Origin of the sequence: Pseudomonas sp. Eqa60 (genome assembly GCF_018326405.1) — a bacterium.
GTDB classification, from domain to species: domain Bacteria; phylum Pseudomonadota; class Gammaproteobacteria; order Pseudomonadales; family Pseudomonadaceae; genus Aquipseudomonas; species Aquipseudomonas protegens.
The window spans coordinates 3,747,735-3,767,036 of sequence record NZ_AP024342.1; the positions used below are offsets into that span (position 1 = coordinate 3,747,735).

Below are 19,302 nucleotides of genomic sequence, written 5' to 3' on the forward strand. Positions count from 1 at the left end.
GCTCCACGGCGACAAAAGGTTGAACCGTGCCAGCGGCAGGCGGTCAAGTGATTTATCAGCGATATCAAGGTGCTCGACGCCGTCGCCGATCACTTGGACCTATTTGCGAGGGCATTGTTTGTCGACCTCATCTGCGTTGCTCAGCGAAAAAGCCGCCACCGGCATCGAAGGCCTGGACGATATTCTCTCCGGCGGATTGTCACGTAGCCATGTGTTCCTGCTGGAAGGCGAACCCGGTACCGGCAAGACCACCGTGGCCTTGCATTTTCTGCGGGCCGGCGCCGCCGCCGGCGAGCGCTGCCTGTACATCACCCTCTCGGAAACCGAGCGCGAGTTGCGCCAGGGCGCGCAATCCCACGGCTGGCAACTGGATGAGAACATCCACATCTTCGAGCTGATCCCGCCGGAAAGCCTGCTCAACGCCGAGCACCAGCAAAGCCTGCTGTACTCCTCGGACCTGGAGCTGGGGGAAGCCACGCGGCAGATCTTCGAAGTGGTGGAGCGGGTCAAGCCGACCCGGGTGGTGCTCGACAGCCTTTCGGAAATCCGCCTGCTGGCGCAAAGCTCCCTGCGCTACCGGCGGCAGATCCTGGCGATCAAGCACTACTTCGTGCGCTATGACGCCACCGTCCTGCTGCTGGACGACCTGACCACCGAATCCCTGGACAAGACCGTGCACAGCGTGGCCCACGGGGTGATCCGCCTGGAAGAACTGACCCCCAGCTACGGCGCCGAACGCCGGCGCATCCGGGTGGTGAAATACCGCGGCCAGAAGTACCGCGGCGGCTTCCATGACTTCACCATCATGGGCGACGGGGTCCAGGTGTTTCCGCGCCTGGTGGCCGCCGAGCACCGCGGTCAATACCAGCGCCTGACCCTGACCAGCGGCATCACCGAGATGGACGCGCTGCTGGGGGGCGGCATCGAGACCGGCTCCAGCACCCTGATCCTCGGCCCCGCCGGCACCGGCAAATCGCTGATCTCGATGATCTTCGCAGCGGCCGCCGTAGCCAGGGGAGAGAAAGCCGCGCTGTTCATCTTCGACGAGGAACTGGGGCTGCTGTTCGAGCGCATGCGCAACATGGGCATCGACCTCAAGGCGCTGCAGGCCAGCGGCAACCTGATCATCGAACAGGTGGACGCCGCCGAGCTCTCGCCGGGGGAGCTGTCCTACCGGGTGCGACGCTGCGTCGACCAGGAGCGGATCAAGACCGTGGTGATCGACAGCATCAACGGCTACCAGGCAGCGATGCCCGAGGAAAATGCCCTGGTGCTGCACATGCACGAATTGCTGCTGTACCTCAACCGCCAGGGCGCCGCCACTTTCATGACCGTGGCCCAGCATGGCCTGGTGGGTGACATGCAGGCCCCGGTGGACATCACCTACCTGGCCGACACCGTGATCCTGCTGCGTTACTTCGAGGCCCTGGGCAAGGTGCGCCGGGCCATTTCCATCATCAAGAAACGCACCGGCAGCCACGAGTCGACCATTCGTGAATACCGCATTAGCGCTCGTGGCCTGACCATCGGCGAGCCCCTGGAAGCCTTCCAGGGCGTGCTGCGGGGCGTACCCACTTACCTGGGCGAGAGCAAACCCCTGCTCAGGGATGAGGGCCAATGAGCCCCGACCTGGACTTTTCCGAACGGGCTCTGGTGCTCACGCCCCACGGGCGTGACAGCCAACTGGCGCAGATGATGCTCAAGGAGGCCGGCTTCAGCAGCCTGATCACCCCGCACCTGCCCGCCCTGTGCGAGCAGCTGGAGCACGGCGCCGGGCTGGCGATCATCGCCGCCGAAGCCTTGCGCGGGGTCGACCTGGAGCCCCTGCTGCGCCACCTGGAACAGCAACCGGCGTGGTCGGACCTGCCCATCGTGCTGCTGACCCAGCACGGCGGCCCCGAGCAGAACCCGGCATCGCGCTTCAGCGAGCCCCTGGGCAACGTCAGCTTTCTGGAACGGCCCTTCCACCCGGCGACCCTGATCAGCCTGGTCAGCGCCGCCCTGCGGGGCAGGCGCCGGCAGTACGACGCCCGCGACCGGCTGATCGACCTGAGCCAGAGCGAACTGCGCCTGCAACGCACCCTGGAGACCCTGGAACAGCAGGTGGAAGAACGCACCGCACAACTGCGGCACAACGAAGAAGCCCTGCGCCAGTCACAGAAGATGGAGGCCGTGGGGCAACTCACCGGCGGCATCGCCCACGACTTCAACAACATGCTCACCGGCATCATCGGCAGCCTGGAGCTGTTGCGCCGGCGCCTGGCCCGGGGCCGCACCGAGGACCTGGACAGCCTAATCGATCTGGGGGTGACCTCGGCCAACCGCGCCGCCGGCCTGACCCACCGCCTGCTGGCCTTCTCCCGGCGCCAGTCGCTGGACTCCAAGCCGGTGGAGATGAACGCCCTGGTGACCTCCATGGGCGAGCTGCTGCAACGCAGCCTCAGCGAAAGCATCGAGCTGGACATGCGCCTGGACCCGCAGCTATGGGTGGCCGAAGCCGACCCCAACCAACTGGAAAGCGCCCTGCTCAACCTGGTGCTCAACGCCCGGGACGCCATGCCCAACGGCGGCCGGCTGCTGGTGGAAACCCTCAACCAGCGCCTGGCCCCGGACTTCGCCCAGGCCCACGACAACCTCAAGCCGGGGGACTACGTGCTGCTGCGAGTCAGCGACAACGGCTGCGGCATGCCCGAGGCGATCATCAACCGCGTGTTCGATCCGTTCTTCACCACCAAGCCCATCGGCCAGGGCACAGGGCTGGGGCTGTCGATGATCTACGGCTTCAGCAAGCAGTCCCGCGGCCATGTGACCCTCAACAGCACGCTGGGCCGGGGTACCGAGGTCAGCCTGTACCTGCCGCGTTTTGTCGGCGACCTGGAGCAGACCGAACACCCTCTGGTGCAACAACCGCCCAATGCGCAGAACGGTGAAACCGTGCTGATCGTCGAGGACGACCCGGCGGTGCGGGTGCTGGTCTGTGCGGTGCTCAGCGAACTGGGCTACGCCTTTGTCGAAGCCGGCGATGCCCGCAGCGCCATGCCGATCCTCGACTCGGCGCAGCGCATCGACCTGCTGATCAGCGATGTCGGGCTGCCGGGCATGAATGGCCGGCAACTGGCGGAAATCGGGCGGCAGATCCGCCCGGAGCTCAAGGTCCTGTTCATCACCGGCTACGCCGAGCACGCGGCGGCCCGTGGTGGCTTTCTCGAACCCGGCATGCAACTGATCACCAAGCCGTTCACCTTCGACCTGCTGACCGCCAAGGTGCGGGAAATGATCCGCGACTGATAGCCGGGCTTCAGGCCAGCAATTGCTGGATCTGTTCCTGCAGGCTGTTGAGGTCGAAGGGCTTGGCCAGGATCGGCGCCTTGCGGGTGATGGGGCTGCCGCATTCGAGGATTTCGTTGGGGTAGCCGCTGATGAAAATCACCTTCAGATCCGGACGCAGCTTCACGGCGGGCTCGGCGATCATCACCCCGGTGATCCCGCCCGGCAGGCGGTAATCGGTGATCATCACGTCCAGGTGCGGCTTGCTGGCGAGAATCTCGAACGCCTGCTCGCCATTCTCGGCCTGCAGCACCCGGTATCCCAGGCCCGACAGGTAGTCGGCCAGAAGCATCAGGATCACTGGTTCATCTTCGACGATCAGTACGACGTCTTGTGCATCTTCACTCATGGAAAACCTTTGCTCGGTCAATTGCTGCTGTTACGACCATTGGGTCACGCAGAGGTTGCGTGCGCGTTACGCTTTTAATGATTCACCGGCCAACGGGCCTCTACAGGGGCAGGCTCACGCGAAACAGCGCGCCCTCGCCGATCCGGCTCTCGACACTGATGGCACCACCATGGGCGGTGACGATCTGCTCGGAAATGAACAGCCCCAGGCCCAGCCCCGCCGCCACGTGGTTGGCACTGACCCGTTCGAACTGCTGAAAAATGCGCTTCTGGTTGTCTTCGCTGATACCGATGCCGTGGTCACGCACCTCGACCCGAGCCTCGCCGTCCTGGGCATAGACCCGCACTTCGATCGGGCTCTTGGCGCCGTAGCGCAGGGCGTTGGTCAGCAGGTTGGAAACCACCTGTTCGATGCGGAACTCGTCCCAGTTGCCCTCCAGTGGCTGCTCGGCCTGCAGGCTCAGGGACGACTGCGCCGCTTCCACCTGAGGCGCGAAGTTTTCCACCAGCCCGCGCACCAGTTGCGCCAGATCGAACCGCGAGGGGCGGATCGACAGCTTGCCGGTACGGATGCGCGAGATGTCCAGCATGTCCTCGATCAGGCGGATCAGGCTTTTGATCTGGCGCTCGTCGCGGTCGACCATGGCGTGCATCTTGTCCAGGCTGAAGGCCGCGGCGTTCTCCCGGGCCAGGTGCATCTTGCGCAGCTGGGTCTCGAGAATCAGGCCATTGAGCGGCGTACGCACTTCGTGGGCGACGATGGACATGAAGTCATCGCGCATGCGCACCGCCTGCTCCAGCTCATTCTGGGTGGCCTGGAGCTTCTGGAGCAGCGCTTCCTGCTCGCGCCGGCTCTGCTCCAGGGCCTCGACCTGCTGCTTCATGGCCTTGCTCTGGCGGTACAGGTCGACGAATACGTTGACCTTGCTCTTCACCGCGTGGATGTCCAGGGGCTTGTGCAGAAAGTCCACCGCCCCGCTCTCGTAGCCCTTGAAGGCGTAGTTGAGCTCGCGCCCGGCGGCGCTGACGAAGACGATGGGAATGTTCTTGGTCTTCTCGGTGCCGCGCATCAGCTCGGCCAGCTCGAAGCCGTTCATGCCGGGCATCTGCACATCGAGGATAGCCATGGCGAACTCATGCTGGAGCAGCAGCGACAAGGCTTCGTCAGCCGACAGCGCCTTGTACACCGTACGGTCCTCGCGCTTGATCAGCGCCTCCAGGGCCAGCAGGTTCTCCGGCAGATCGTCGACGATCAGCAGCTTGGCTTGAATATTACTTAACATGGGTTCCTTCCAGCTCGGCAAGCAGACGGCTGATGCCGCGCAAAGGGAGAATGTAGTCCGGTTGATGCAGGGCCAGGGCGGCGTCCGGCATGGTCGAGACATGGGCCTCATTGGGGTCCTGGACGATGGTCAGGCCACCCTGGCGCTTGACCTCGGCCAGGCCGCGGGCGCCATCCTGGTTAGCCCCGGTCAGGAGCACCGCGGCCAGGTTCCGGCCATAGGCATCGGCGGCGGACTCGAACAGGTAGTCGATGGCCGGGCGTGAGTGATGCAGGCGTTCTTCCTGGCTCAGGGACAGGCTGCGGTCCTGCTCCACCGACAGGTGATAGCCGGGCGCGGCGAAGTACAGGGTGCCAGGCACGATCTGCTCCTTGTCGTCGGCTTCCTTCACCGCCAGCGCCAGACGCCGGCCGAAGACTTCGGCCAGCTGGCTGCGGCGCTCGTCGGGCAGGTGCAGGACCACGATCACCGGCAGGCGGAAACCCTGGGCGAAACCGCTGAACAGCTTCAGCAAGGCTTCGACCCCACCCGCAGAGGCCCCTACCACGATCGCCTCGATCTGCGGCCAGAAACCCTGGCTGACAATCTCCTGGCTCATGTCTTGCGATAGATCCGTTCTTGTTTGACCAAGGGCTCGAAGTGCTTGCCATAGGCGGAGAAGTCCAGGGTTTCCTTGCTGCCCAGCACCAGGAAACCACGATGGCAGAGGGACTCGTGAAACAGTCCGAAGGCACGATCCTGCAATTTTTTATTGAAATAAATCAATACGTTACGACAAGAAATTAATTGAGTTTCGGAGAATACACTGTCGGTCGCCAGGCTGTGGTCGGCGAAGGTTACGTTCTCGCGCAGGCTCTTGTCGAAGATCGCGTAGTCGTAGGCCGCGGTGTAGTAGTCGGCAAAGGAGCGCTGGCCGCCGGCCTGCTGGTAGTTGTGGGTGTAGGCCCGCACGTTCTCCAGGGAAAAGATGCCTTGCTTGGCCTTCTCCAGGGAGCTGGGGTTGATGTCGGTGGCATAGATGATGGTGCGCTCCAGCAGCCCCTCTTCGCGCAGCAGGATGGCCATGGAGTAGACCTCCTCCCCGGTGCTGCAGCCGGCGATCCAGATCTTGATCGAAGGATAGGTCTTGAGCAGCGGCACCACCTCCTGGCGGATCGCCAGAAAGTGCGACGGGTCGCGAAACATCTCGCTCACCGGAATGGTCAGGAACTGCAGCAACTGCATGAACGCGGTGGGGTCGTGCAGCACCCGTTCCTGCAACGCAGAAATGGTCTTGCATTCGAACTGGCGCAAAGCGTGGTTGACCCGGCGCTTGATCGAGGCACCTGAGTAGTCGCGGAAGTCGTAGCTGTACTTGAGGTAAATAGCTTCGATCAGCAAACGCAGTTCGATCTCGGTATTCCGCTCCACTAAATTCTTTCCATCTTGGGTAGCCACACACGGATAAGGGAAAACAGCCGGTCCAGGTCAATGGGCTTGGCCAGGTAATCGTTGGAGCCGGCCTGCAGGCAGCGCTCCTGGTCATCCTTCATGGCCTTGGCGGTGACCGCGATGATCGGCAGCTTGCGCCAGCGCGGATCCTTGCGGATCTGCACCGTGGCTTCGAAACCGTCCATCTCCGGCATCATCACGTCCATCAGCACCAGGTCGATATCCTCGACCTCATTGAGCCTGGCAATGGCTTCATGGCCGTTACGGCCGATCACCACTACCGCGCCCTTGTGTTCCAGGGCGCTGGTCAGGGCAAAGATGTTGCGCACGTCATCATCCACCAGGAGGATCTTGCGGCCCTCGAAGACCTTGTCGCGGCTGCGGGCGGTCTTGAGCATCTTCTGCCGTTCATGGGACAGCTGGGATTCGACTTTGTGCAGAAAAAGCGTCACTTCATCCAGCAGGCGCTCCGGCGAGCGCGCGCCCTTGATGATGATCGAGCGCGAATACTTGCGCAGCTCGGCCTCTTCATCCCGGGTCAGGTTGCGCCCGGTGTAGACGATCACCGGCGGGAAGGAGCAGATATCCTCGGTGGACATGCGCTTGAGCAGGTCGTTGCCGAGCATGTCCGGCAGCTTGAGGTCGATGACCATGCAGTCGTAGACGTTCTCGCGCAGCAGGTCCAGAGCCTCCTGGGCCAGGCCCACGGCGGTGATCTCGATGTCATCGTCACCGATCAACCGGGCAATGCTGTCGCGTTGCAGGTCGTCGTCCTCCACCAGCAGCACGCGCTTGACCTTCTGCGTCAGCTTGGCTTCCAGGCGGGCGAAGACATCCTTGAGCTCCTCGCGGGTGGTGGGTTTCACCGCATAGCCCACGGCGCCCATGTGCATGGCCGCTTCCACCCGGTCTTCCACCGAAATCACGTGCACCGGGATGTGCCGGGTCTGGGCGTTCTCCTTGAGGCGCTGCAACACGGTCAGGCCGGAGTGGTCCGGCAGGCGCATGTCCAGCAGGATGGCGTCCGGGATGAACTGGGCAGCCAGGCTGTAGCCTTCGTCGGCGCCGTGGGCCACCAGGCAGTGGTAACCCAGCTCGTGGGCCAGGTCGAAGAGGATGTGGGCAAAGTTCGCCTCGTCTTCCACCACCAGGATGCAACGACTGCTGAACGGCGCCTTGTCGCGGTCATCGGCGAAGCGCGGAATGTCCACCCCCGGGGCCTCGGCCACCGGCTGCGGCAGGCTGGCAGGCTGAGGCGCGGCCACGGGCGCGACTGGGGCCGGCGGCGCCACCAGCGGCTCGGCGGCCTCCTGGTACTGCTCTGGCAGCACCAGGGTGAAGATACTGCCGCGGCCGGGTTCGCTGCTGACGCTGATGGAGCCACCGAGCAGGGTCGCCAGATCCCGGGAGATCGACAGCCCCAGGCCGGTGCCGCCATAACGCCGGTTGGTGGTGCCATCGGCCTGGCGGAAGGCCTCGAAGATGCTTTCCTGCTGATCCTGGGCAATGCCGATCCCCGAATCCCGCACGGCAAAGGCGATACCGGCCCCCGGCTGAGCGGACACCGTGAGGCTCACCTGGCCCTTCTCGGTGAACTTGACCGCATTGGACAGCAGGTTCTTGAGAATCTGCTCGACCCGCTGGCGGTCGGTGAACAGCATCTGCGGCGCTCCCGGTTGCAGCTCCACCTTGAACTCCAGGCCCTTGTCCTGGGTCAGCGGCTGGAACAGGCTGCGCAGCCCGTCCACCAGGCGCGGCACGCTGGCGTTCTCCGGGCGCACTTCGAGCTTGCCGGCCTCGACCTTGGAGATGTCGAGGATGTCGTTGATCAGGTTCAGCAGGTCATTGCCCGCGGAATAGATCGACTCGGCGAACTTGACCTGCTCGGGGCTGAGGTTTTCCTGGGGGTTTTCCGCCAGCAGCTTGGCCAGGATCAGTGAGCTGTTGAGCGGCGTGCGCAGCTCGTGGGACATGTTGGCAAGGAACTCGGACTTGTACTTGCTGGAGCGCTGCAACTCTTCGGCGCGCTCCTCGAGCTGGGTCTGGGCCTCGTTGAGCTCGTTGTTCTTGCGGTCCATGGCGTCGCGCTGATCGGCCAGGATCTGCGCCTGCTCCGCCAGTTGCTCGTTGGTCTGCTCCAGCTCCACCTGCTGGGTTTCCAGGTGCACCTGGGATTCCTTGAGGATCCGCGACTGCTCTTCCAGCTCCTCGTTGGCGGTCTTGAGCTCTTCTTGCTGCACTTGCAGCTCTTCGTTGAGCTGCTGGGTTTCGGCCAGCACTTCCTGCAGGCGCTGGCGATAACGCGCGGCCTCGATGGAGGTGCCGATATTGCCGGCAATCAGTTCCAGCAGCTCGACGTCGCGCTCGCTCAAGGCCCGCAGGAAGCCCAGCTCGATCACCCCGTTGACCCGGTCGTCGTCACGGGTCGGCACCACCAGCACGCTGCGCGGCGAACCATCGCCCAGGCCGGAGCTGACCTTGAAGTAATCGGCAGGCACCTCGTCCAGACGGATCAGGCGCTTGTGCTGCGCGGCCTGCCCCACCAGCCCTTCGTCACTGTACAGCGACTGTTCCTGGGCTTCCTGTTCCCGGGAGAAACCATAGGACGCCACGCGCCTGAGGCCACCGTGCTCCTCGCGCACATAGAGCGCCGCCACCGGTGTGCCCAGGTACTGGGCGCAGAATTGCAGGATGTTGCGCCCCAACAGGTTCAGACTCAGCTGGCCGAGCATCTGCTCGGCCAGTTCGGTCTGGCCGTTGCGCAGCCAGGCCTGCTGCTCCAGGCGCTGGGCGCTCTTTTCCTGGGCTTCGAGGTTGTCGCTGTAGCTCTTGGACAGTGCCAGCAGGTCACGACGGCCGATGTAGGCCAGCAGCGCGCTGATGCCCACCACGAACAGCAGGTACAGCACCACGCTGAAAATGGTGGTGCGGGTAACGTTCTCGTTACGCTCCAGGCGCAACTGCTGCTCCATGGCCACCGCGTCGTCGTATTCCTTGCGGATCTCGTCAGTCAGGCGCTTGCCACGCCCGGCCTGCACCGCCCCGCGGTAATCACCGCTCTGGCGGCGCAGGTCGATCATGCCCTGGGCAAAGTTGTTCCACTCCACCTGCAGGGCTTCCAGGCGCTTGAGCCGGTCCACCTGCTGCGGGTTGTCCCCCACCAGCTCCTGCAAGCTGCGCAGTTCGCTGACGATGCGCGGCTTGGCCACTTCGTAGGGGTCCAGAAAGTGCTCGTCGCCAGTGATCAGGAAGCCGCGCATGCCGGTTTCCAGGTCGATGGTCAGGCGCGCCGACTCGTTGAGGTTGTTGATCACTCGATCAGTGTGCTGCACCCACTGGATGACCGAGAGCAGGTAGGTGATCAGGGACACGAAAAAAATCGCGCTGAGTACACCGACACCCAGCGGCAGGCTGATGTTGCGGGTCAGCAGCTTGCGGAAACTCTGTTCATCAACCGAGGACGGACGAATCATTTGATGGGCCTTGGCGCTGGTGAAAAAAAACGAAGTTTGCCCCACATTCAGCCAGGACAGCTATTTTTTATAACCAAGGTAGCGCTCGCTTGCGATTTGTCCTGCCGTGGGACAAAGGAAGCGGTTATTCTTGCCGACGCTTGTACAAGGGGATTTTTTTGTACAGCTTCGGGAACTTGTGGCAAGCCGGCACTTACTGATGCACAGGGCTGCCTGCCGCACTGCCCCGCCGAATTCATTTCTTGAGAGTGTCCCTATGCCCGCCAGCGCCTCCACCATCCTAGTCGTCGAAGACGATGCCATCGTGCGCATGCTGATTGTCGATGTCCTTGAAGAACTGGAGTTCAGCGTGCTGGAGGCCGACGGCAGCGAAGCGGCCCTGAGCCTGCTGGAGGACGCCGGGCAACATATCGACCTGCTGATGACCGATGTCGGCCTGCCCGGGATGAACGGCCGCGAGCTGGCGGAGCGTGCCCGCACCCTGCGGCCGCAGTTGCCGGTGCTGTTCGCCAGTGGTTACGCCGAGTCCATCGAGGTGCCGGCCGGCATGTCGGTCATCGGCAAGCCGTTCTCCATCGACCAACTGCGCGACAAGGTGCGCAGCATTCTCGGCTGAGGGCAGGCAGCCTGCTCGGGCGCTGGCGCGCTGTGGTTTAATGGCGGCCTTTTTTGCCCCCCGCCTGCCAGGAATGCCCGCTCATGAGTCCCACCGCCGCAACCAAAGTCCTGATCATTGGTTACGTCTGGCCCGAACCCCGCTCCTCCGCCGCCGGCGGGCACATGATGCAGATCCTCCAGAGCTTCCTCGACCAGGGCTGGGAGCTGACCTTCAGCAGCCCGGCCAACGAGGGCGAACACAAGGAAGACCTGACGGCCCTGGGCATTCGTGAATGCCCGATCGAACTCAACAACGCCAGCTTTGACCGTTTCGTCGCCGAGCTGGCACCGGATATCGTGCTGTTCGACCAGTTCATGATGGAGGAACAGTTCGGCTGGCGGGTGGAGCAGCATTGCCCGAATGCCCTGCGGGTGCTGGAGACCTCCGACCTGCAATGCCTGCGTCATGCCCGGCACCAGCGCCTCAAGGATGTTCTCAAGGAGGGCACCGAGGAAGACGACTTCAGCCCGCTGTTCGCCCAGGCGCCGGAGCAGGAATTCCAGCACATGTCCGTCACCGACCTGGCCAAGCGTGAGATCGCCGCCATCTATCGCTGCGACCTGAGCCTGATGATCTCCGAGGTGGAAATCGAGCTGCTGGTGCAGCAGTTCCACTTGCCGCCGGCCCTGCTGCACTGGTGCCCGCTGATGCTCGAGCAACTGCCGCAGGGCTTTGCTCCCTTCGAGCAGCGGGCGCACTTGCTGAGCATCGGCAACTTTCGCCATGCGCCGAACTGGGACGCCGTGCTGTGGATGAAGAACCGCGTATGGCCGCTGATCCGCCAGCAATTGCCCGGCGCGCAATTGCACCTGTACGGCGCCTACACCCCGCCCAAGGCCGCGGCGCTGCACAACCCGGCCCAGGGCTTTCACATCATGAACTGGGCCGAGGATGCGCTGCAGGTGATGAGTGCAGCGCGGATCTGCCTGGCGCCCCTGCGTTTCGGCGCCGGGATCAAGGGCAAGCTGCTCGATGCCATGCTTTGCGGCACGCCCAGCGTCACCACCCCGGTGGGCAGCGAATCCATGTCCCAGGACGGCCTGCCATGGCCGGGGGCGGTGGCTGAATCCGCCAGTGGCCTGGCGGCGGCCGCGGTGCGCCTCTATCAGGACCGGCAGCTGTGGGAGCAGGCCCAGGCGGATGGCCGGCAGTTGCTCGAAGCGCGCTACCGCCAGCAAGTCCACGGCCCGGCGCTGATCCAGCGCCTGCAACACTGCCGCCAGCACCTGGAGCGACTGCGCCGGGACAACTTCACTGGCGCCATGCTGCGTCACCACCATCACAAGAGCACCCAGTACATGGCGCAGTGGATCGAAGCGAAAAACCGCCCGGCCTCCTGACCCTTCTTCGCTGGCGCACTGCCGGCGGTGCGCTTGCCGGCGAACAGGCCCTGGGATTTGCGCCGAACGTGAGGCCGCCTTCGCTGGCAAGCCAGCTCCTGCAGCTGGCGTGATGTCGGCGGTGTTCTTGTAGGAGCCGGCTTGCCGGCGAACAGGGCGCCAACCCTGAGAACGCCTTCTCTGGTGCGCGAGCGGGCCACGAGGCATTATCAGCCGGGCCTACAACAAGAACAGGCCCGCGCCATGAGCCGACCCGGCAAGATCACCGACCCCTCCTATGAGTTGATGGACGACCACAACGGCCTGTCCATCATCTATCGCCAGCACGGCTTCCCCTGCCCTCTGGTGCGCTGGCATTTCCACAAGGAATACGAGCTGCACCTGATCGTCGCCAGCTCCGGCAAGGTGTTCATCGGCGACTACATCGGCAACTTCTACCCGCAGACGCTGTTTCTCACCGGCCCCAACCTGCCCCACAACTGGATCAGCCAGGTGGCCGAGGACGAAGTGGTGGCCAAGCGCGACATGCTGGTGAACTTCACCGATGAGCTGTTCGACAGTGGCAGCCAGGTGTTCGCCGAGCTGAAGAACCTCAGCCCGCTGCTGGAGCGGGCGCAGTACGGCATCGAGTTCCGCTGCCCGCAAACCATCGCCCAGGCCCTGCCACTGATGCAGCGCATCGCCGACTCCAGCGGTATCACCCGCCTTGGCCACTTCCTCATCCTCATGGAGCTGCTGGCGGCCTGCGACGACTACCAGTTGCTGTCCGGCGCCACCAGCGTGCAACTGGCGGACGAACACAGCGTCGACCGCACCAACCGCGCGGTGGACTACATCTTTGCCCACTACGCCCGGGAGTTGCCCCTGGAGGAAGTGGCCGACTACCTGGGCATGAAGCCCAGCTATTTTTCCCGGGTGTTCAAGCAGGCCACGGGGCGCTGCTTCGTCGAGTTCGTCAACCGGCTGCGCATCAGCAAGTCCTGTGAACTGCTGGCCGACGGCGACAAACCGGTGACCGATGTGTGCTTCGAGTCGGGCTTCAACAACATTTCCAACTTCAACCGGCGCTTCCAGCAGCTCAAGGGCATGACCCCCTCCCACTACCGCCGCCTGGCGGTGCAACGCCTGACCGAACAGAACCTCGGCTGAGTACCCACGCCCGGCGCAGCGCTCAAGGGCCTCTTCGCCGGCAAGCCGGCTCCTACAAGAGCCCCCAATATCACACCAGCTGTAGGAGCTGGCTTGCCAGCGAAGGCGCCCCCACGCCCGGCGCCAGGAACAATCGCCCGCAAGAGCCAACAAACCGGTCCAGGCTTGGTAAACGAGACCCGTTCAGCTTCCGTTCAGCAGTTGTCAATAATCTTCATTTAGCAATGAGTATCATTATGTTACAAATTACCCCCTAGCCTATTTGCCCACCGGTGCTGAATGCTCGTTCCATTTCTGATCATGTTGCGCGAAGGGATTGAAGCCGCGCTTATCGTTGGCATCATCGCCAGCTATCTGAAACAGACTGGCCGTGGCCAGTGGATGCCCGCCGTGTGGATCGGGGTCTTCCTCGCCGCGGCCCTGGCCCTGCTGGTGGGCGGTGGCCTGGAACTGATGAGCGCCGAATTCCCGCAGAAGCAGCAGGAACTCTTCGAAGGCATCGTCGGCCTGGTGGCCGTGGGCATCCTCAGTTCCATGGTGTTCTGGATGCGCAAGGTGGCGCGTTCGATCAAACATTCCCTGCATGTCTCCCTGGACCACGCCCTGGCCGGCTCCAAGCACCAGGTCACGGCGCTGATCGCCATGGTGTTCTTCGCCGTGGCCCGCGAAGGCCTGGAAACCGTGTTCTTCCTGCTGGCGGTGTTCCAGCAGAGCGAAGGCCCGGGCGCGCCCATAGGCGCCCTGCTGGGCCTGATCTCAGCGATCATCGTCGGCTTCCTGATCTACACCGGCAGCATGCGCCTGAACCTTGGCGCCTTCTTTCGCTGGACCGGGCTGTTCATCCTGGTGGTGGCCGCCGGCATCCTCGCCAATTCGGTGCAGGCCCTGCATGAAGCCGGGGTCTGGAACCACCTGCAGACCGTACTCTTCGACTTCAGCGCCAGCCTGCCCATGGATGGCCCGGTGGGTTCGGTACTGGCCGGCATGTTCGGCTACCAGGACGCCCCCACCATCAGCACCCTCGGCGCCTATGTGCTGTACCTGGCCGTGACCCTGGTGCTGTTCTTCCTGCCCGGCGGCGCCCCAGCCAAGGCGCCCGGCTCAACGTCTTCCGTTTCCAGTCAGTAAGGCTCCCCATGACCCAGCAAGCCTCTCCCCAGGCCTCGCCTCCCCGCGCTCTGCGCTGGGCGGTTGCCGGTTCGGTGATCGTCATGATCGCCGCCGGCGGGCTGTTCTACTACGCCTCGCAACTGGCCGCCAGCAAGCGCCAGGCCCACCAGGGCGAGATCACCGTGACCATCCACCCCAAGAGTTGTGAACCCAACGCGCTGACAGTCCCGGCCGGGCGCGCCAGCTTCCGCATCGTCAACCGTTCGGATCGCGCCGTGGAGTGGGAAATTCTCGACGGCGTGCTGGTGGTGGAGGAACGGGAAAACATCGCCCCGGGCCTGAGCCAGGTGATCAACGCCAACCTGCAGCCAGGGGACTACGCCATCACCTGCGGGCTTTTGAGCAACCCCCGCGGCACCCTGCACGTGACCCCGACCGCCGAGTCCGACGCCCAGGCCAAGGCGCGGCCGTCGATGGTGGCCTTTATCGGCCCGCTGTCGGAGTTCCGGGTCTACCTCAGCACCCAGGGCAGTGCCCTGGTCAAGGCAGTGAACGCCTTGCAGCAGGCCATAGACGCCGGCGACCTGAAACAGGCCCAGGCGCTGTACCTGCCGGCCCGCGCAGCCTATCAGCGCCTGGCCCCGGCGGCCCAGCGCCTGGCCGAGCTGGACAACACCATCAACGCCCGCGCCGATTATTTCGAACAGCGCGAACAGGATCCGGGCTTCAGCGGTTTCCACCGCCTGGAATACGGCCTGTTCCAGAAAAATGACCTGGCAGGCCTGGCTCCCGTAGCTCAGCGCCTGTCCAGCGACGTGGTCAGCCTCAAGGAACAGTTGCTGGCCCAGACCCTGCCACCGGAGCAATTGGTGAGCATCGTCGCACGCAACATGCGCAGCCTGGCCGACCTGCGGGCCAGCAGCGGTGAAGAGGAACGCTACAGCCACAGCGACCTCAACGGCTTTGCCGCCAACCTGGAAACCACGCGCAAGGTCATCGACCTGCTGCGGCCGCTGCTGGCCAAGTCCGCGGCCCAATTGCTGCCCCAGGTGGACAGCGCCGCCGATGCCCTGGCCACTCGCCTGGCCAGCCTGCGCGACGGCTTCGGCTATGTGGCCTACGACCAGGTCGACGCCCGGCAGCGCAAAGAGATCGCCGACAAAGCCAAGGCCCTGGCCGACGCCCTCGACGCTATTGATCCCGCACTTGGCCTTTCCGGCCTGTAACAAGACGAGTTTTCAATGAACGATTCAGATCAGCCCAATCCGTCTTTTTCCGCCCAGCGTCGGCGCGTGCTGCTGGGCATGGGCGCCGCCGGCGTGGCCCTGGCCGGCAGCGGCCTGAGTTGCCCGGCCATGGCCGCCGCGCCCGCCCAGGTCACCGAAGCCCCCAGCAGCGACAAGACCCAGGACCGCCACGACTTCCATGGCCAGCATCAGAGCGGCATCGTCACCCCGCGCCCGGCCGCGGGCATGCTGGTGTCCTTCGATGTGCTGGCCAGCGACCGCGACGACCTGGAACGGCTGTTTCGCACCCTCGACCAACGCATTGCCTTTCTCATGCGCGGTGGCCCGGTGGCCCAGGTGGACCCGAAGCTGCCGCCCCTGGATTCCGGCATCCTCGGCCCGGTGGTGACCCCGGACAACCTGACCATCACCGTCTCGGTGGGCGAATCGCTGTTCGACGAGCGCTTCGGCCTGGAGGCGGCCAAGCCCAAGCGCCTGATCCGCATGGTGGGCTTCCCCAACGATGCCCTGGAGCCCGCCTGCTGCCACGGCGACCTGAGCCTGCAGTTCTGCTCCAACACCGCCGACACCAACATCCACGCCCTGCGCGACATCGTGAAGAACCTGCCCGACCTGCTGCTGGTGCGCTGGAAACAGGAAGGCAGCGTACCGCCCCAGGCCCCGGCCAAGCCCGGCGAGCCGGCGCAGAGTGCGCGCAATTTCCTGGGCTTTCGCGATGGCTCGGCCAACCCCGACTCCAACGACCCGAAGGCCATGCAGCAGATCGTCTGGGTCCAGCCCGGCAGTGACGAACCGGCCTGGGCAGCCCATGGCAGCTACCAGGCAGTGCGGATCATCCGCAACTTCGTCGAACGCTGGGACCGCACCCCGCTGCAGGAGCAGGAAAGCATCATCGGCCGGATCAAGACCAGTGGCGCGCCCATGGACGGCCAGAAGGAAAGCCAGGTGCCCGACTACGCCCGGGACCCCCATGGCAAGGTCACCAAGCTCGACGCCCACATCCGCCTGGCCAACCCGCGCACTGCCCAGAGCCAGCAGAACCTGATCCTGCGCCGGCCGTTCAACTACTCCAACGGGGTCAACAAGAACGGCCAGCTGGACATGGGCCTGCTGTTCATCTGCTACCAGGCCGACCTGGAGAAAGGCTTCATCGCCGTACAGACCCGTCTGAACGGCGAACCCCTGGAGGAGTACCTCAAGCCCACTGGCGGCGGTTACTTCTTCACCTTGCCGGGGGTCACCGGCGAAGAGGATTTCATCGGGCGTTCGCTGCTCGATGCCACCCGGCCTAAAAGCACTGCCTGACACCCATGACACAACAACCCCCACGGAAAAGTCCCATGAAAAAGTCGCCTCTCGCTGTGTTGCTGACCCTTGGCTTGCTCCACGCGCCGCTTTCGGCGTTCGCCGCAACTGCGCCCCTGGAGCTGGTGGGGCCGATCTCCGACTACAAGATCTACGTCACCGAGCAGCTCGACGAACTGGCCAGCCACACCCAGCAGTTCACCGATGCGGTGAAAAAGGGCGACCTGGCCGCCGCCAAGAAGCTCTACGCGCCGACCCGGGTCTACTACGAGTCGATCGAACCGATCGCCGAGCTCTTCAGTGACCTGGACGCGTCCATCGACTCCCGGGTCGACGACCACGAGAAAGGCGTCAAGGCCGAAGACTTCACCGGCTTCCACCGCCTGGAATACTCGCTGTTCTCGGAAAACAGCACCGAAGGCCTGGGCGAGCTGGCCGACGGCCTGAACAAGGACGTCAAGGACCTGCAGACCCGCGTCGCCGGCCTGACCTTCCCACCGGAAAAAGTCGTGGGTGGCGCCGCCGCGCTGCTGGAAGAAGTGGCCGCAACCAAGATCTCCGGTGAAGAAGACCGCTACAGCCATACCGACCTCTACGACTTCCAGGGCAACATCGACGGGGCGAAGAAAATCGTCGACCTGTTCCGTCCGCAGATCGAGAAGCAGGACAAGGCCTTTGTCGCCAAGGTGGACAAGAACTTCGCCACGGTGAACAAGATCCTGGCCAAGTACAAAACCCCCGACGGCGGCTTCATGACCTACGACAAGGTCAAGGAAAACGACCGCAAGGCCCTGGTAGGCCCGGTCAATGCCCTGGCCGAAGATCTCTCCACCCTGCGCGGCAAACTGGGCCTGAACTGAGCCCGGAACCCAACACGCCATCCTCCCTGTAGGAGCTGGCTTGCCAGCGAAAGCGGCCCTGGGTACAACCCCCGCCTCAAGGCCCCTTCGCCGGCAAGCCGGCTCCTACACAGGCAGAACAGCACCCCGCCCCCCGTAGGAGCTGGCTTGCCAGCGAAAGCAGCCCTAGGCACAACGCCCGCCTCAAGGCCCCTTCGCCGGCAAGCCGGCTCCTACACAGGCAGAACAGCACCCCGCTACCCCCGTAGGAGCTGGCTTGCCAGCGAAAGCGGCCCTGGGCACAACGCCCGACTCAAGGCCCTCTTCGCCGGCAACATCATCACGAATGCAGATAAGCCTGGGCTGTGACACGTTATCCCGTTAACGTTCACGGCTCATCGACTTTCATGGAAGACCCTTCATGCCTCGCTCCACAGCCGCCAGCGCGCCGCTGACCGTCAGACCCTTCTCGCTGATTCCACTGATGGCCGCCTATATGGCCTGCACCATGTCGATGATGGCCTTCGTCTCGCTGATCGGCCCGATCTCCCGGGCCCTGCACCTGGAAACCTGGCACGCCGGCGCGGCCGTCACCGTTTCCGGGGTGATCTGGATGCTCCTGGCGCGCCCCTGGGGCCAGGCCAGCGACCGCTTCGGCCGGCGCCGTGTGCTGCTGCTGGGCACCGCCGGCTTCACCCTCGCCTACTGGGCCTTGTGCCTGTTCATCGACCTGTCGCTGCAGTCGCTGCCCAGCGTCGCCATGGCCTTTCTCGGCCTGATGCTCGGCCGCGGCCTGATCGGCGCCTTCTACGCGGCGATCCCGGTGGGCGGCTTCGCCCTGATCGCCGATAACGTCGAACCTCAGCACCGCGCCCGTGCCATGGCCACCCTGGGCGCCGCCAACGCCGTGGGCCTGGTGCTGGGCCCGGCGGTGGCCGCGCTGCTGGCGCGCTACAGCCTGAGCCTGCCGTTCTACGCCATGGCGGTGCTGCCGTTGCTGGCATTCCTGGTGCTGCGCTACCAACTGCCGCGCCAGGAACTGCACCTGGCCCAGGCGCCGACCCGGGTACGCCTGGGTGACCCGCGACTGCGCCGGCCCATGGTGGTGGCCTTTGTCGCCATGCTCTGTGTGTCGGTGGCCCAGATCACCGTCAGCTTCTATGCCCTGGACCGGCTGCACATGAGCCCCGCCGATGCCGCCCAGACGGCCGGGGTGGCCCTGGCCATGGTCGGCGTGGCGCTGATCTGCGCGCAGTTGGTGGTGCGCAAGCTGGAATGGCCGCCGCTGCGGATGATCCGCTACGGCGCCCTGCTGTCCGCGCTGGGTTATGCCGGCAGCATGCTGGTGGACAGCGCCTGGGGCTTGTGGCTGGCGTTCTTTGTATCGGCGGCAGGCATGGGTGGGGTGTTTCCGTCGTTCTCGGCCCTGGCGGCGAATGCCGTAGAGGCCTCGGAACAGGGCGCGACTGCCGGCAGCATCGGCGCCGCCCAGGGCCTGGGCGTGGTCATCGGGCCCATGGCCGGCAGCCTGATCTACGCTATCGAACCGCGCCTGCCCTACCTGCTGGCGGCGGTGCTGCTGATACTGATCGCGATCTGGCCCGCCCCGCAGCCCAAAGACCTGTAGCCGCTGCTGCAGGCTGCGAACGGCTGCGAAGCAGACGCCGCTCTTGAGGTTGCTGAAGGCCCTGCGGACCTTTGCGCAGCCTCGCAGGCTCGGCAGCGGCTACAGGTACTGCGCTGTTTTTGTAGCCGCTGCCGCAGGCTGCGAACGGCTGCGAAGCAGACGCCG

The 19,302-nt window shown here is 64.5% G+C and carries 15 protein-coding genes; 10 read left to right on the forward strand and 5 right to left on the reverse strand.

Annotated elements, in window-relative coordinates; translation table 11 throughout:
- Positions 1-118: 118 nt before the first annotated feature.
- Complete coding sequence (locus KI242_RS16975) at positions 119-1,621, forward strand: ATPase domain-containing protein (protein WP_015635782.1); 1,503 nt, start codon at positions 119-121, stop codon at positions 1,619-1,621.
- Positions 1,618-3,288, forward strand: a complete 1,671-nt coding sequence (locus tag KI242_RS16980; protein ID WP_212805371.1) for an ATP-binding protein — start codon at positions 1,618-1,620, stop codon at positions 3,286-3,288. Before KI242_RS16975 ends, KI242_RS16980 begins: the two co-directional genes overlap by 4 nt.
- A gap of 10 nt (positions 3,289-3,298) precedes the next feature.
- Here KI242_RS16980 and KI242_RS16985 read toward each other — a convergent pair whose 3' ends face one another.
- The 5 genes from KI242_RS16985 to KI242_RS17005 form a co-directional block, all read right to left on the reverse strand.
- A complete protein-coding gene (locus KI242_RS16985) occupies positions 3,299-3,676 on the reverse strand; it encodes a response regulator (RefSeq protein WP_011061530.1) in 378 nt (125 codons plus the stop codon).
- A 100-nt stretch (positions 3,677-3,776) separates the two neighbouring features.
- Positions 3,777-4,958 (reverse strand): hybrid sensor histidine kinase/response regulator, encoded by a 1,182-nt coding sequence (locus KI242_RS16990; protein ID WP_011061531.1) that lies wholly within the window; start codon positions 4,956-4,958, stop codon positions 3,777-3,779.
- Positions 4,948-5,556: a chemotaxis protein CheB gene (locus tag KI242_RS16995; protein ID WP_053151864.1), complete on the reverse strand. Its 609-nt coding sequence runs from the start codon at positions 5,554-5,556 to the stop codon at positions 4,948-4,950. Before KI242_RS16995 ends, KI242_RS16990 begins: the two co-directional genes overlap by 11 nt.
- A complete protein-coding gene (locus KI242_RS17000; protein ID WP_011061533.1) occupies positions 5,553-6,368 on the reverse strand; it encodes a protein-glutamate O-methyltransferase CheR in 816 nt (271 codons plus the stop codon). Before KI242_RS17000 ends, KI242_RS16995 begins: the two co-directional genes overlap by 4 nt.
- Positions 6,368-9,862: a response regulator gene (locus tag KI242_RS17005; protein ID WP_212805372.1), complete on the reverse strand. Its 3,495-nt coding sequence runs from the start codon at positions 9,860-9,862 to the stop codon at positions 6,368-6,370. Before KI242_RS17005 ends, KI242_RS17000 begins: the two co-directional genes overlap by 1 nt.
- Before the next feature lie 256 nt (positions 9,863-10,118).
- Here KI242_RS17005 and KI242_RS17010 point away from each other — a divergent pair, with 256 nt between their 5' ends.
- The 8 genes from KI242_RS17010 to KI242_RS17045 all read left to right on the forward strand — a co-directional run bounded on the left by KI242_RS17010 (position 10,119) and on the right by KI242_RS17045 (position 19,137).
- Entirely contained in the window at positions 10,119-10,478 is a 360-nt protein-coding gene (locus tag KI242_RS17010) for a response regulator (protein WP_011061535.1), read from the forward strand.
- Positions 10,479-10,561: 83 nt separating this feature from the next.
- Positions 10,562-11,860, forward strand: a complete 1,299-nt coding sequence (locus tag KI242_RS17015) for a glycosyltransferase (protein WP_123430691.1) — start codon at positions 10,562-10,564, stop codon at positions 11,858-11,860.
- A gap of 243 nt (positions 11,861-12,103) precedes the next feature.
- On the forward strand, positions 12,104-13,009 hold the full coding sequence (locus KI242_RS17020) for an AraC family transcriptional regulator (protein WP_011061537.1): 906 nt from the start codon (positions 12,104-12,106) through the stop codon (positions 13,007-13,009).
- Positions 13,010-13,288: 279 nt separating this feature from the next.
- Complete coding sequence (gene efeU / locus KI242_RS17025; protein WP_011061538.1) at positions 13,289-14,137, forward strand: iron uptake transporter permease EfeU; 849 nt, start codon at positions 13,289-13,291, stop codon at positions 14,135-14,137.
- A gap of 8 nt (positions 14,138-14,145) precedes the next feature.
- Positions 14,146-15,345, forward strand: coding sequence for an iron uptake system protein EfeO (gene efeO, locus KI242_RS17030; RefSeq protein WP_041118440.1), 1,200 nt, complete (start codon positions 14,146-14,148; stop codon positions 15,343-15,345).
- Between the two features lie 15 nt (positions 15,346-15,360).
- Entirely contained in the window at positions 15,361-16,671 is a 1,311-nt protein-coding gene (gene efeB / locus KI242_RS17035) for an iron uptake transporter deferrochelatase/peroxidase subunit (RefSeq protein WP_212805373.1), read from the forward strand.
- 35 nt (positions 16,672-16,706) lie between these two features.
- Positions 16,707-17,531, forward strand: a complete 825-nt coding sequence (gene efeO, locus KI242_RS17040) for an iron uptake system protein EfeO (RefSeq protein WP_053158783.1) — start codon at positions 16,707-16,709, stop codon at positions 17,529-17,531.
- Between the two features lie 400 nt (positions 17,532-17,931).
- Complete coding sequence (locus KI242_RS17045) at positions 17,932-19,137, forward strand: MFS transporter (RefSeq protein WP_212805374.1); 1,206 nt, start codon at positions 17,932-17,934, stop codon at positions 19,135-19,137.
- The last annotated feature ends 165 nt before the right edge of the window (positions 19,138-19,302 follow it).

Bases quoted from the DNA above. Each gene is read 5' to 3' on its own strand.
- KI242_RS17005 (WP_212805372.1), bottom strand. From the start codon at position 9,862: ATGATTCGTCCGTCCTCGGTTGATGAACAGAGTTTCCGCAAGCTGCTG.
- KI242_RS16995 (WP_053151864.1), bottom strand. From the start codon at position 5,556: ATGAGCCAGGAGATTGTCAGCCAGGGTTTCTGGCCGCAGATCGAGGCG.
- efeU (WP_011061538.1), top strand. From the start codon at position 13,289: ATGCTCGTTCCATTTCTGATCATGTTGCGCGAAGGGATTGAAGCCGCG.
- KI242_RS16985 (WP_011061530.1), bottom strand. From the start codon at position 3,676: ATGAGTGAAGATGCACAAGACGTCGTACTGATCGTCGAAGATGAACCA.
- KI242_RS16990 (WP_011061531.1), bottom strand. From the start codon at position 4,958: ATGTTAAGTAATATTCAAGCCAAGCTGCTGATCGTCGACGATCTGCCG.
- KI242_RS17045 (WP_212805374.1), top strand. From the start codon at position 17,932: ATGCCTCGCTCCACAGCCGCCAGCGCGCCGCTGACCGTCAGACCCTTC.
- efeO (WP_053158783.1), top strand. From the start codon at position 16,707: ATGAAAAAGTCGCCTCTCGCTGTGTTGCTGACCCTTGGCTTGCTCCAC.
- efeB (WP_212805373.1), top strand. From the start codon at position 15,361: ATGAACGATTCAGATCAGCCCAATCCGTCTTTTTCCGCCCAGCGTCGG.
- KI242_RS17010 (WP_011061535.1), top strand. From the start codon at position 10,119: ATGCCCGCCAGCGCCTCCACCATCCTAGTCGTCGAAGACGATGCCATC.
- efeO (WP_041118440.1), top strand. From the start codon at position 14,146: ATGACCCAGCAAGCCTCTCCCCAGGCCTCGCCTCCCCGCGCTCTGCGC.
- KI242_RS17015 (WP_123430691.1), top strand. From the start codon at position 10,562: ATGAGTCCCACCGCCGCAACCAAAGTCCTGATCATTGGTTACGTCTGG.
- KI242_RS17020 (WP_011061537.1), top strand. From the start codon at position 12,104: ATGAGCCGACCCGGCAAGATCACCGACCCCTCCTATGAGTTGATGGAC.
- KI242_RS16980 (WP_212805371.1), top strand. From the start codon at position 1,618: ATGAGCCCCGACCTGGACTTTTCCGAACGGGCTCTGGTGCTCACGCCC.